The organism is Sporosarcina sp. FSL K6-2383, assembly GCF_038618305.1.
Lineage (GTDB): Bacteria > Bacillota > Bacilli > Bacillales_A > Planococcaceae > Sporosarcina.
Map to the genome: position 1 here is coordinate 901,433 of NZ_CP152017.1, position 12,133 is coordinate 913,565.

At 41.5% G+C, this 12,133-nt stretch carries 13 protein-coding genes; 8 read left to right on the forward strand and 5 right to left on the reverse strand.

The window, feature by feature from the left end; genetic code table 11:
* The first annotated feature begins 24 nt into the window (after positions 1-24).
* The 8 genes from MKZ10_RS04700 (at position 25) to MKZ10_RS04735 (ending at position 7,615) form a co-directional block, all read left to right on the forward strand.
* Positions 25-1,413: a cobyrinate a,c-diamide synthase gene (locus MKZ10_RS04700; RefSeq protein ID WP_342508335.1), complete on the forward strand. Its 1,389-nt coding sequence runs from the start codon at positions 25-27 to the stop codon at positions 1,411-1,413.
* Positions 1,410-1,952: a cob(I)yrinic acid a,c-diamide adenosyltransferase gene (locus MKZ10_RS04705; protein WP_342508336.1), complete on the forward strand. Its 543-nt coding sequence runs from the start codon at positions 1,410-1,412 to the stop codon at positions 1,950-1,952. Before MKZ10_RS04700 ends, MKZ10_RS04705 begins: the two co-directional genes overlap by 4 nt.
* 104 nt (positions 1,953-2,056) lie before the next feature.
* Positions 2,057-2,659, forward strand: a complete 603-nt coding sequence (locus tag MKZ10_RS04710) for a hypothetical protein (RefSeq protein ID WP_342508338.1) — start codon at positions 2,057-2,059, stop codon at positions 2,657-2,659.
* Positions 2,660-2,716: 57 nt separating this feature from the next.
* Positions 2,717-3,211: a Cys-tRNA(Pro) deacylase gene (gene ybaK / locus MKZ10_RS04715; RefSeq protein WP_342508339.1), complete on the forward strand. Its 495-nt coding sequence runs from the start codon at positions 2,717-2,719 to the stop codon at positions 3,209-3,211.
* A gap of 103 nt (positions 3,212-3,314) precedes the next feature.
* On the forward strand, positions 3,315-3,947 hold the full coding sequence (locus MKZ10_RS04720; RefSeq protein WP_342508341.1) for a YitT family protein: 633 nt from the start codon (positions 3,315-3,317) through the stop codon (positions 3,945-3,947).
* 87 nt (positions 3,948-4,034) lie between these two features.
* Complete coding sequence (locus MKZ10_RS04725; RefSeq protein WP_342508342.1) at positions 4,035-5,102, forward strand: hypothetical protein; 1,068 nt, start codon at positions 4,035-4,037, stop codon at positions 5,100-5,102.
* A 78-nt stretch (positions 5,103-5,180) separates the two neighbouring features.
* The gene (locus MKZ10_RS04730) at positions 5,181-6,371 is read left to right on the forward strand and encodes a glycine C-acetyltransferase (RefSeq protein ID WP_342508344.1); all 1,191 of its coding nucleotides are present in this window, start codon (positions 5,181-5,183) and stop codon (positions 6,369-6,371) included.
* A gap of 299 nt (positions 6,372-6,670) precedes the next feature.
* Positions 6,671-7,615 (forward strand): L-threonine 3-dehydrogenase, encoded by a 945-nt coding sequence (locus MKZ10_RS04735; RefSeq protein WP_342508346.1) that lies wholly within the window; start codon positions 6,671-6,673, stop codon positions 7,613-7,615.
* A gap of 58 nt (positions 7,616-7,673) precedes the next feature.
* On the opposite strand, the gene MKZ10_RS04740 is transcribed toward MKZ10_RS04735, so the two are convergent.
* The 5 genes from MKZ10_RS04740 to MKZ10_RS04760 form a co-directional block, all read right to left on the reverse strand.
* Positions 7,674-9,026: a YjiH family protein gene (locus MKZ10_RS04740; protein ID WP_342508348.1), complete on the reverse strand. Its 1,353-nt coding sequence runs from the start codon at positions 9,024-9,026 to the stop codon at positions 7,674-7,676.
* A gap of 572 nt (positions 9,027-9,598) precedes the next feature.
* Positions 9,599-10,285, reverse strand: a complete 687-nt coding sequence (bshB2, locus tag MKZ10_RS04745; RefSeq protein WP_342508350.1) for a bacillithiol biosynthesis deacetylase BshB2 — start codon at positions 10,283-10,285, stop codon at positions 9,599-9,601.
* Positions 10,286-10,295: 10 nt separating this feature from the next.
* Positions 10,296-10,646, reverse strand: coding sequence for a YojF family protein (locus MKZ10_RS04750; protein ID WP_342508353.1), 351 nt, complete (start codon positions 10,644-10,646; stop codon positions 10,296-10,298).
* Positions 10,647-10,873: 227 nt separating this feature from the next.
* The gene (gene thiD, locus MKZ10_RS04755; protein ID WP_342510012.1) at positions 10,874-11,707 is read right to left on the reverse strand and encodes a bifunctional hydroxymethylpyrimidine kinase/phosphomethylpyrimidine kinase; all 834 of its coding nucleotides are present in this window, start codon (positions 11,705-11,707) and stop codon (positions 10,874-10,876) included.
* 64 nt (positions 11,708-11,771) lie between these two features.
* Positions 11,772-12,038: a hypothetical protein gene (locus tag MKZ10_RS04760; protein ID WP_342508355.1), complete on the reverse strand. Its 267-nt coding sequence runs from the start codon at positions 12,036-12,038 to the stop codon at positions 11,772-11,774.
* Positions 12,039-12,133: the final 95 nt, after the last annotated feature.

The following is a 12,133-nucleotide window of genomic DNA, read 5'->3' on the forward strand; positions in this document are numbered from 1 at the left end:
TGACAGAGGGTGGGGGAAGTTTCGATGACTGAACGAAGGCTCGTAATAGCGGGAACGGGTAGTGGAGTTGGGAAAACGACTGTAACAATTGGTTTGATGTCCGCTTTGAAACAAAGGGGATTCGTGGTCCAAGGATTTAAGTGTGGACCGGATTATATCGATCCCTCTTACCATACTGCGGTGACCAAACGTATTTCACGGAATCTAGATAGCTGGATGTTTGGAGAAGAGACGGTTCTTGATATTTTTAATCATGGAAGTGAAGGTGCGGATATTTCCATCATGGAAGGGGTTATGGGACTCTATGATGGAAGAGACCCTACAAATGATAAAGGAAGCACGGCAGAGATTAGTGTAATGACTAAGAGTCCTGTCTTGCTCGTCGTGAATTGTGCAAGTGTGGCGCGAAGTGCGGCGGCGATTGTGAAAGGATTTCAAACACTGTCAAGTGAGCCTAACATCGTTGGCATCATTGCCAATCGGGTAGGGAGTGACAGACATTTTGAAATTGTGAAAACAGCAATTGAACAAGAATGTCGAATACCCGTTATCGGCTATTTGAAGCGAGAACAAGGGATTGAAATACCTGAAAGAAGTCTCGGACTTGTCCCATCGATTGAAAGGGGAGATCTTGATCCTTTTTTCAAACGCTTAGGTCAATTGGTGCTTGAAACGATCGATGTGGATAAGTTATTGGAGATTTCGTTGGCGCAGCCTTTAAACGTGAAGAAAGCGACTTCGTTTTTTGAAAGTAAAAAAGAACCTATTGTGCGAATTGCTGTGGCGAAGGATGCCGCATTTAATTCGTATTATATTGAGAATTTGGAGATTTTAGAGTCGACTGGTGCGGAGCTCGTTTACTTTTCGCCGTTAGCAGATGAAACATTACCCGATAATATTGACGGACTTTATATTGGCGGTGGACTCCCCGAAGAGTTTGTCAGTTCGCTTAGTCAAAATGAGGCGATCAAGCAGGCATTAAGAGTGGCATTTGAAGAAGGAGTTCCGACATTTGCTGAAGGTGGCGGATTTATGTATTTGACGCATTCAGTCGAAACGGCGGCTGAAGAAACATTTGACATGGTCGGCTATATTCCGGGGAATATAAAAATGCATACTACTTTACAAGCAATTGGCTATCGAGAAATTAGTGGGCATCAAGACAACTTTTTACTCAATGAGCACCAAAAAGCAAGAGGACATGAATTTCACTACTCTACATTCCGTCCTGTGGAATCATTTCAACATGCTTATGAGACAACTGGGATGCGTGGTACAAAGACAGATGGTTATGTAACAGATAATGTGGTTGCTGGTTATACGCAATTCCATTTTGCAACATGTGTAGGGATGGTTGAAAAATGGATTGAAGTTTGCTTAACCTACCAAAAAATTAGAGGAGGCACACAATGAGTAAAAATCAAAAAGGACTTACACTTGTGTACACGGGTCATGGTAAAGGAAAAACAACAGCTGCATTAGGATTGGCTTTGCGTAGCACAGGAAGAGGACTAAGTGTTAAGATTTATCAATTTATTAAATCACCACAACGGTCCTACGGAGAGCAAATTGCGTTGAAAAAACTCGGTGTGGAAATGGTACAACTCGGCATTGGTTTTACATGGACAAAAACACCTGAAGAGCATCGGGAAGCGCTCAAGAAAGCATGGCCACAAGCGAGAGATGCTGTCATGAGTGGCGAGTATGATGTTGTGATTTTAGATGAATTGAATAACGCTTTAGCAATCGATAAGTTTCCGATCGATGACGTTCTTCCGCTGAATGAAATCATCGATATGATTAAAAATAGACCACCACATGTTCACCTCGTCATTACAGGAAGAGATGCTCTGACTGAAATCAAGGAAATCGCTGACTTAGTTTCAGTGGTAGAGCCTGAAAAACATTATTATGATGAAGGTGTAGAAGCAGTAAAAGGCATAGAATTTTAATAATCAGATTTTAGAACTTTCGTAGGGTTTATTTGGAAGGAGAATTCCGGTATAATAGTTAGACTAGTATATTTCGGAGAATAGCACTACGGAGGTGAAGGTACATGAATGCTGTAATGACATTCGCGACGGCAAGTGATCAATTGCAACGTTATGATGCGATTCGGCGTAAAAATGCTGAAAATGCATATGATCGTAATGTGCAATATAATGGACAAAACCAAAAAACACTGGAAGAACTTGAGGCTTTATTGATGGGGAAGGACGAGCTGGAAGTCGTTCAACCGGAGCATCAGGAATTACAGGAACTTGGCGCAGGACAGATGAAGCAAGTCGAACTTCCAATCGGTAAGACGCTTGAAGAGACAATTGATCTTTGGCGGGATGTGCGGACGGATGCAGTTTCTGTGCCGGAACCAACAACTGCAGATTATCAGCTTGCAGCTACGGCGTCTGCAAAAATTATACAAACAGAAACGCAAATTGCATTACAAAAATTGGCGCAATCTGAATTTGAGGCAACTATGGCAAGACGTGAAGCTGAAACGGGAAATATCGTTTCTTTTGAAGTGCCGGTAGGTGTGGATAGGGAAGCGTTTATGATGAGAAAGCGTTTCGAACAAGCTATTTCAACCTATTCGATTCAAGCTGAGGCGAAGCAAAAAGGTTATAGTTTAGAGGAACCACAGTTTTCTAGAGTAGCGTAATGCGTTGGAAGGTCACCTCATTGGTGGCCTTTTCTTCTATTGGAGGGAAGAAGAGAGATGGCAAAGCAGAGTCGGGCAGCAAAGACCAACGCAGTCAGAATAGTAGAAGGAGCAGGCATTCACTATGACCTGATGGAATACGATGCGACAGATGGCTTACTAGATGGTGTGTCAGTCGCAGGGAAAACGGGACAGACTGTGGCGAGCGTCTATAAAACATTAGTGACAATTGCAGGTCCCCGAGAGTTATTTGTTTTTTTAGTGCCGGTGGTGCTTGAGTTGGATTTGAAGAAAGCAGCAAAAGCTGCAGGAGTAAAGAAGCTGGATATGCTGCCTTTGAAGGATTTGATGAAAGAAACAGGCTATGTGCGCGGAGGTTGTTCGGCTATTGGTATGAAAAAGAAATATCCGACATTCATTGACCAGTCAGCAGAAAGCTTGGAATCAATGATTGTCAGTGCAGGGAAAGTGGGCTTGCAGATGAGGGTAGCCCCTAAAGAATTGGCAAATATAACAGAAGCAGCTTTTTGTGATGTTGTAAAATACAGTTAATCTATATAGTGGATCATAGCATGTTATAATAAGAGGATTGAAAACTTGGCATTCATGGGGACCGTGCATGAATGTTCTTTGACGTGTAGAGAGAAGGATTCGAATGCGAAAAGTTTTAATGTGGAGATGGATTTTTTATTTTGCAGGACTATTAGTGATGGCTCTTGGGGTTTCGATGACTATTAAAGGCCAAGAGGTAGGAATTGGTCCATGGGATGTACTGCATGTTGGGCTGTATAAGCATTTTGGTTTGACGATAGGTACATGGGGAATCATTACTGGGTTTGTAATTATCCTCGCGACAGCCGCAGTTTTGAAAGAATGGCCGAAAATCGGTACGTGGCTCAATATGCTGTTACTTGGTATTTTTATCGATATTTTTAACTGGCTACTGCCTGACTTTACGACATTCGGAGCACAACTGATTATTTTTATATTCGGTGTGATTGTTATGGGCTATGGGGCTGGTATGTATATATCGCCTAATATTGGGGCGGGGCCTCGAGATAGTCTCATGTTGTTATTTGTTAAAAAGACAGGGATGAGCATTAAGAAAGTGCGAACAACTATCGAAGTGATCGTCGCTCTTGTGGGCTGGTTATTTGGTGGTCCGATTGGGGTTGGTACGGTGTTAATCGCATTATTTTTGGGGCAAATGATTCATTACACATTGCCGCAAAATCGTAGGGTTTTGATGAAAATAATTGGAGAGCAGGATGAAAAAGTTCTGCTGTAATAGTTTTTCAAAGCACGGGCAACGATGCCGTGCTTTTTTTTGTTGTTCGTGCATAGGCTAATCGTATGTAAAGAAAGGATGGTCGACATGTACGGAACAATTACTCAATATATGGGGACAGCCTATACGGGTTGTGGGATTTCTCATAAATACGATACATTGATAGCATCAGCTGTGGAGACATTTTTTTTGAAATGTCCACCGACAAATATGCTATCAACAGTCTTGCATGAACTGGCTACGAATTATGTGAAACGCGGCTATGATGTCGATAAATTCATGGATCCTGTGCAACCTGAAAAAACCGATGCTATCTTTGTGAAGGGACCTAATTTATTTTTCATCCAAGCCTCGCATCCTGTTGCACTTGAGCCCGCAGAAATAGGAGGGCGACATCGTGTAATTAGCTTTTATGATGTCTATGATGAAGACCAGTTGCGTGACTGGAACGGTTTGATAGTTGAGGAGTTGGAAGAGGCAGAGGAGGCACTAAAAAAAGCGTTGAAATCACTCGCTGATGCGAAAGGAATTCATGATGAATGGGAAGCTGTCAATATACAGCGAATGATGTGGGAGCAACATGAAAACCTAATTCTGTCGTTGAAGGAAGAGTTGTTTGGTACGATTCGCTTGAATAAGGCAACGACTGTTTCGCATCGGCTTATCGGCTCGTTGACATCTGGCGGGGCACAGGATTTTATCCCCTCCATTACGAAACGTTTAGAACGAAGAATACTCATTAAGGGACTTCCTGGTACAGGGAAATCAACGCTAATGAAGGCAATTGGTACCGAAGCGGAAAGGCGGGGCTTCGATGTTCTGTACGGCTGGTGTGGTTTAGATCCGTTAGGGGTCGACCTCGTCCAAATCCCTGAGTTATCAATTTGTCTGCTTGATGCAACGCAGCCGCATGTCTATGATGTAGAACGTCCGGGGGATGAATTGCTTGATCTTGTCTCTATGTGTGTAAAAGATGCCGAGGCGGAACGGGAAATTGATTTGATTCGGGAGACGTATACAGAAAAGATTTTGGATGCGACGGGTTATATGCAGGCCTATGCACAGGCTGAAAATAGAATGAAAGTAACAATGGATTCAGCTATTAAGCATGCGATATTTGAATTGAAATCGAAGATATTATTGGAATTGCCATAACGGGAATAGTCATTATTCCACGATTGGGCCAATCGTGTGATAAAATGAAAGCATCATTCGTTTGAAAGGAAGATTGTTTTGTCCAAAATACTCGATACTTTTTTACAGGAAAACTTAAAGGATCTCCGCGACCAAGGGTTATACAATGAAATTGAACCTGTCGAAGGTCCAAATGGCCCAATTATTAAAATTAAAGGTAAAGATTTGATTAACTTGTCTTCTAATAACTATCTTGGATTGGCGACAGACGAAGATTTGAAAAAGTTAGCAATCGCAGCAACGACTAAATACGGTGTTGGTGCAGGAGCAGTTCGCACAATTAACGGGACGCTTGATATTCATATTGAGCTTGAAAAAAAGCTTGCGGAATTTAAAGGGACAGAAGCTGCAATTTCTTATCAATCCGGCTTCAACTGTAATATGGCGGCAATTTCAGCTGTTATGAGTAAAAAAGATGCAATTCTGTCGGATGAATTAAATCATGCTTCCATCATCGACGGCTGCCGTTTATCGGGCGCGAAAATCATTCGCTTGAAGCACCAAGATATGGACGATTTACGTGCGAAAGCGAAGGAAGCAACAGAGTCCGGCTTATATGAAAAAGTGATGTATATTACGGATGGTGTGTTTTCGATGGACGGCAATATCGCCAACCTCCCAGAAGTCGTGAAAATCGCGAAGGAATTCGATTTGATCACGTACGTGGATGATGCGCATGGTTCGGGTGTAACAGGTAAAGGAAAAGGGACTGTGAAGCATTTCGGTCTTGAAAAAGAAATCGACTTCCAAATTGGCACATTGTCAAAGGCAATCGGTGTTGTAGGTGGATACGTTGCGGGCTCACAGCAATTGATTGACTGGTTGAAAGTTCGTTCTCGTCCATTCCTATTCTCGACTGCATTGCCAGCAGGTGACGTTGCGGCGATTATGGGCGCACTCGACAAAATTACAGAATCTACAGTGCTGCATGACAAGCTATGGGACAACGGTAATTACTTGAAAGAAGGACTTGCTAAGCTTGGCTTTAACATTGGTGCTTCTGAAACGCCGATTACACCATGCATTATTGGTGAAGAAAAGCTTACACAACAATTTTCAAGTCGTCTTGCAGAAGAAGGCGTCTATGCAAAATCAATTATTTTCCCAACAGTTGCTAAAGGAAAAGGGCGCGTCCGCAATATGCCAATCGCAGCTCACACGAAAGAAATGCTCGATGAAGCACTTGCTGTTTACGAAAAAGTGGGTAAAGAGCTCGGTGTTATTTCATAATGAATTACGAATCCCGGATGGCTAATAGGCTGTCCGGGTTTATTTTTTAGTACGGGCTTTGTTAATAAAAAACTGAATGAAGCACATACTCCTATGAACAGAAAATTTCTGTCGATAAGAGGGGATTTTTATTATAGTTAGTGATTTGTCAGACATTCACTTATATTTTAAAATGCATTGTCTTTTCCCTGAGAACGTTCTATAATGAATTTGATTGATAGAATCAATGAAATTATAAAATTAACGAAATGGTGTACTCTCCAAAAATACAAACGTTCACAGGCGAGGAGCAATTGAAAATGAAGAAAATTATCGTAACAGGGGCACTGGGTCAAATCGGTTCAGAATTGATTACAAAGCTTCGTTCAGAATATGGCATGGATAATGTTTTAGCGACAGATATTCGATGCACGGATGCTATGACGGAGGGGCCATTTGAAGTACTGGATGTAACAGATGCCGCTAAAATGTATACGCTTGCAAAAGATTTTGGTGCTGATACGATGATGCATATGGCGGCACTATTGTCTGCGAAAGCAGAGGAAGAGCCATTATTTGCATGGAATCTTAATATGGGCGGTCTGATGAATGCGCTTGAGGTATCACGTGAACTAGATTTGCAATTTTTCACCCCAAGTTCAATCGGTGCATTTGGTCCCTCGACTCCGAAAATAGATACGCCGCAGGATACACTGCAACGTCCAACGACGATGTATGGTGTCAATAAAGTGGCTGGGGAACTATTATGCGATTATTATTTCCATAAGTTTGGACTCGATACACGTGGTGTTCGATTCCCCGGTCTTATTTCATATGTAGCACAACCAGGCGGTGGTACAACGGATTATGCGGTGGACATTTATTATAAGGCGCTTGAATCAGGGAAGTACACATCATATATTGAGGAAGGTACATATATGGATATGATGTATATGCCTGATGCTTTGCAGGCAATTGTAGGTCTAATGGAGGCGGATTCATCGAAATTAATCCACCGTAATGCATTTAACGTGACGGCGATGAGTTTTGAGCCTTCACAAATTGCGGCTTCAATACGCAAGCAAATGCCATCATTTGAAATGGCTTACGATGTTGATCCGGTGCGCCAAGCTATTGCGAATAGTTGGCCAGATTCAATCGATCCAACGGCGGCTATAACGGAATGGGGATTCAAAGCTGATTACGATTTAGACAAAATGACTGTCGATATGCTTTCGAAGCTGAAAGTAAAATTGAATAGCTAACACGAAAAAGACTTCGCAACGAATCGCGAAGTCTTTTATATTTCATCGAAACATTTCATCAAAACAGTAAATGGGCAATCCCTGCAATGATAGGCAGTGAAATCAGTGTACGCAATAGGAAGATAACGACCAAATCTAGGAAGTTAACCGGAATTTTTGATCCGAGTAAGAGCCCACCAACTTCAGCCATGAAAATCAATTGTGTCACGGATACTGTTGCAACGACGAACAATGTCAATTCAGATGTGATAAGACCCTCTGCCAAAATAACAGGTAGGAACATGTCCGTGAATCCGACAACCATAAGTTGCGCAGCGTCTGCCGCTTGTGGGATGCCGAGGACGGATAGAATGGGTTCAAACGGTTTTCCTAAAATTGTGAAGATGCTTGTGTACTCCGCAAGAATAAGTGCAACTGTACCGAAAGCCATGACAATGGGAATAACGCCAATCCACATATCAAGGACATTTTTAAAACCTTCAGTGAACGTTTTGAAAAAAGAACGGTTTGCATCCGCTTTCTTCAATGCATTTTCTAGGCCATGAGAAAGAGCGTTATACCCTTCAGGTAATTTTTCCTCATCTCCAGTAAACGGCCTACCATCAATATACTCCTCTTTTTTTCCAACTAACGGATAAATACGAGGCATAATGAAAGCGAGCACGAGACCTGCAAAAACGACTGTTGCATAGAAAGGTAGGAAGTAATTCCCGAGTCCGACATATTCAATGATGATGATGGAAAATGTAATGGATACGACCGAAAATGTCGTTCCAACGATTGCGGCCTCTTTTTTTGTATAATAGCCTTCTTCATACTGTTTACTTGTTAGCAATACACCGATTGTTCCGTCCCCAATCCATGATGTCAGCGCATCAATCGATGAACGACCGGGCAATTTAAATAATGGACGCATGACTTTTACCATCATTGTTCCAAAAAATTCAAGCAACCCGAAATTCAAGAGTAGTGGTAAAAGTAATCCGGCAAATAAGAAAACTGTGTATAGAAATGAGACCAATCCACCTGGTGAAAGAAGAAGCCCCCCTGTGTTTTCATTCCAAATTGCTTCAGGTCCAATTTTGAATGTTACCATGACTGCAAATGTAGCCCCGATAATACGAGTAACTACCCAGAATGGTGTTACTTTGAATAAACTTGTCATAAATGACGGTTTGGCATGCTCTGTCCTAACAAATAAAAACAATGTAGAGCCAAGTGCGGCGATAACGATAATGATCATGGCCGCCATAGGCATTGCGGGTTCAAGTTCTTTCGCCAAAATGTTTGCGAACATGGCAACTGGAACTTTCCACTCGCCCCCCAATTTTATCGGAATCATAAATAGAACAATCCCGAGGATAGATGGAATTAAAAAATAAAACCATGAAGCTAAAGAAAACTTTTTCATATGCATCCCCCAATGTATAACAAGTCGGTTTGTATAAAGTGAATATTTATACATAATAACCTGTTTATTTTCCTTTGTAAATAGAGTATATCCTATTTCTATTTTTCGGTCTATTCCTTATTATGAAAAAAGTTTCAAAAATGGAGAATCTAGTCTTAGGTACATGAAGAAACAAGTGAAAATCATCTTTCACAAAATTTATTTTTAAAAAGTTGAGCCGAAAAGTTTATGGATGAATAGTGAAATACTAGCATTAGTACGATGAGTTAATAGAATTATTAGTAATGAAAACGCTTTAAAATAGTGGGTTTTCATTAGTTATTGTCCGGGGTCTATTCGTTGGAAATAACTTATTAGCGTTTTAAAATTCTGTGGATTGTATATATGCAGAAAAGTTATATGTGGGGGATGAATATGTATACGTTAAATGTACTATTAATTCATAAAATATACACTTTCGTTATGAAAAAGTAATATAGGGAATCGGGTTTGTTGATAAATAAAAGAAGTTCAGATGGACAAAATCCTACTGAACTTCTTTAATAAGATATATATTTCTAAATGGGTGGCTGTTACTCAAAATCCTTTTGCCAATTGTACGTATAGAAACGCTCAGTATTGAGCCATTTTAATGCATCGGGGTCTTGTGCTGCTAATTTCTTTTCCATTTCCTTCATCATCCAAACCGTTTGCGATGCATGGGCATTCAGCGTAGCAATCTTTTTATCGGAAACTGCTGACACATCGTGAATGACATCAGGTTCGCCAAGGATTTCAACTGTATTGTTTGCAAAAGCGATTGTATAGAGGTTCGGACGTTCGTTTTCAGCAATTCGTCTCACCGCTCGAACCACAGCGCGTGCAGATGCATCATGGTCGGGATGGACGGACAAGCCGGGATAGAACGAAATGATGAGTGAAGGATTCGTCTCCTCGATTAAATTAGTCATGAGTTGAATCATTTTTTCATCATCTTCAAATTCAATCGTCTTGTCGCGCAAGCCCATCATGCGCAAATCATCGAATCCCATTGCCTCACAGGCTTTTTGAAGTTCGCCCTTACGAATTTGTGGTAACGTTTCACGGTTAGCGAATGGCGGATTACCGAAATTACGGCCCATTTCACCCAGTGTTAAACATGCATAGGTGACGGGCACGCCCATCTCTCGATACGATGCGATTGTACCCGATACGCCGAATGCTTCATCGTCTGGATGGGGGAATACAACAAGTACGTGACGTTCTTTTTTTATCATCAAAAAGGCCTCCTTAATATGTGAACGGCGTCTCGCTTATTTCAAGCGCGACCGCAAGCTTTCCTTCCGGATCAAGGCCTGCCATTAATAGTCGCCCATGTTCGTCAAGTTTATAATGTGTGATTCCTTGTGCATAAATCCAACCGGATGGCAATTTTAAGCCAATGCGATGTGGTGAATCGCCGGCTACCTTGCCCAATTCGAACTTCACAATGACATTACGAATAAATGCACCCACATTAAAAAATCCTTCATTGAAATGAGAGGCATAGGAGCCGTTTGTTGTTTCAAGATGGATGTAGACATCTTTATTGGCGAAGGAAGTAATGAGTTCCTGTAAATGATCTGCTTTTACTAATTCCATGAGTAATCCTCCTTAACACTGTAACTGTGCTTCTTTATTAGTATATAGAAAAGAAGTATTGAATGCGATTGACGCGGCTTGGAGATGGAGTAACAACGGTTATCTGGGGGCAAGGAAATCGGTGGAGTGTACAGCGAAATCGAGTAACTGTCCAACGAAGCTGAAAAGCCGTCAACAAAAAAACGCCAAGAGGATATTGCAAAATCTCTTGGCGTTCCCCTATTGTATTACACTTCAGTCGTCGTAATTTCTGGTGCACCCACACGGTTTTTCGCGCCGTGCATGACAGGTCCGACGTATTCGTTTAGTTTCCACCCGTTGGCAATTGCGGCGGAGACGAACTTTTTCGCTTCTAACACGGCCTCTTTTACTGCTAAACCATTTGCGAGATTTGCTGTGATGGCTGCCGCAAACGTACAGCCAGCTCCGTGATTGTAATGTGTCTCTGTTTTCACTGCTTCAAGAAGTGTAAATGTTGATCCATCATAGAAAAGATCGACAGCTTTAGCATGAACAAGCTGTTTGCCTCCTTTGATGACAACGTTACGGGCACCGAGTGAATGGATTTTTGTAGCGACTGTTTTCATATCCTCAATTGTTTTAGGTGTTTTTGTTCCGGCAAGCTGTCCTGCTTCAAACAAGTTAGGTGTGACGATTTCTGCTTTAGGCAGAAGGAATTTGACCATTGCGTCAACTGTGCCAGGGTTTAGTACTTCGTCTTCCCCTTTGCAAACCATAACGGGGTCAATGACAACGTGATCGAGGCCGGATTCGGCAATAGCGTTGCCCGCAATTTCAATGATTTCTTCTGTGCTAAGCATGCCTGTTTTAATAGCATCGACGCCTGTCGAAAGGGCTGTTTTAATTTGCGCCTTCAAAACATCGACTGGCAAAGAATAAACACCATGAGACCAATTATTGTCTGGGTCCATCGTGACGACGACAGTAACAGCTGTCATGCCATATGTTCCATGCTCTTGGAATGTTTTTAAATCGGCTTGAATACCAGCGCCGCCTGATGTATCGGATCCTGCGATTGTTAAAGTTTTTTTCAACGTCATCATGTGAACGTCTCCTTTTGTTTGGAATGAACTATGAATGTCATCTTATCAAATAAATCCGAAATTACAAAGAAGGAATGTCCCCAGCAGTCATCATTTTAATAATGGAATATGTCAGGAGTGCTGTGATTAGGAAAACGATTGTGGCAATTATGAAATGGCCATTCATCATAAGTCCGATGGTTAATGCAAAAAGAACGATTATTCCACATCCGAAAAGAAGCAGAAAAATGATGAGTCCTATATTTTTAGAACGTTCAGATATAGAATCGCCCTGTTTTGCGGCAGCAGTTATTTTTTTTATTTTTTCACGTAGTTGTATATCAGCCATGTACATCCCTCCTCAAACAATCGTACCATGTCTTTCTAGTTGTTTGCACTGCAACTTTCCTATAGTCTAAACGTATAAGATATTGTCGGAAAAAG

What these genes read in the sequence shown, in the direction of transcription:
- MKZ10_RS04700 (WP_342508335.1), top strand. Translation starts at nt 25, where the DNA reads ATGACTGAACGAAGGCTCGTAATAGCGGGAACGGGTAGTGGAGTTGGG.
- MKZ10_RS04705 (WP_342508336.1), top strand. Translation starts at nt 1,410, where the DNA reads ATGAGTAAAAATCAAAAAGGACTTACACTTGTGTACACGGGTCATGGT.
- MKZ10_RS04710 (WP_342508338.1), top strand. Translation starts at nt 2,057, where the DNA reads ATGAATGCTGTAATGACATTCGCGACGGCAAGTGATCAATTGCAACGT.
- ybaK (WP_342508339.1), top strand. Translation starts at nt 2,717, where the DNA reads ATGGCAAAGCAGAGTCGGGCAGCAAAGACCAACGCAGTCAGAATAGTA.
- MKZ10_RS04720 (WP_342508341.1), top strand. Translation starts at nt 3,315, where the DNA reads ATGCGAAAAGTTTTAATGTGGAGATGGATTTTTTATTTTGCAGGACTA.
- MKZ10_RS04725 (WP_342508342.1), top strand. Translation starts at nt 4,035, where the DNA reads ATGTACGGAACAATTACTCAATATATGGGGACAGCCTATACGGGTTGT.
- MKZ10_RS04735 (WP_342508346.1), top strand. Translation starts at nt 6,671, where the DNA reads ATGAAGAAAATTATCGTAACAGGGGCACTGGGTCAAATCGGTTCAGAA.
- MKZ10_RS04740 (WP_342508348.1), bottom strand. Translation starts at nt 9,026, where the DNA reads ATGAAAAAGTTTTCTTTAGCTTCATGGTTTTATTTTTTAATTCCATCT.
- MKZ10_RS04750 (WP_342508353.1), bottom strand. Translation starts at nt 10,646, where the DNA reads ATGGAATTAGTAAAAGCAGATCATTTACAGGAACTCATTACTTCCTTC.
- thiD (WP_342510012.1), bottom strand. Translation starts at nt 11,707, where the DNA reads ATGACGTTGAAAAAAACTTTAACAATCGCAGGATCCGATACATCAGGC.
- MKZ10_RS04760 (WP_342508355.1), bottom strand. Translation starts at nt 12,038, where the DNA reads ATGGCTGATATACAACTACGTGAAAAAATAAAAAAAATAACTGCTGCC.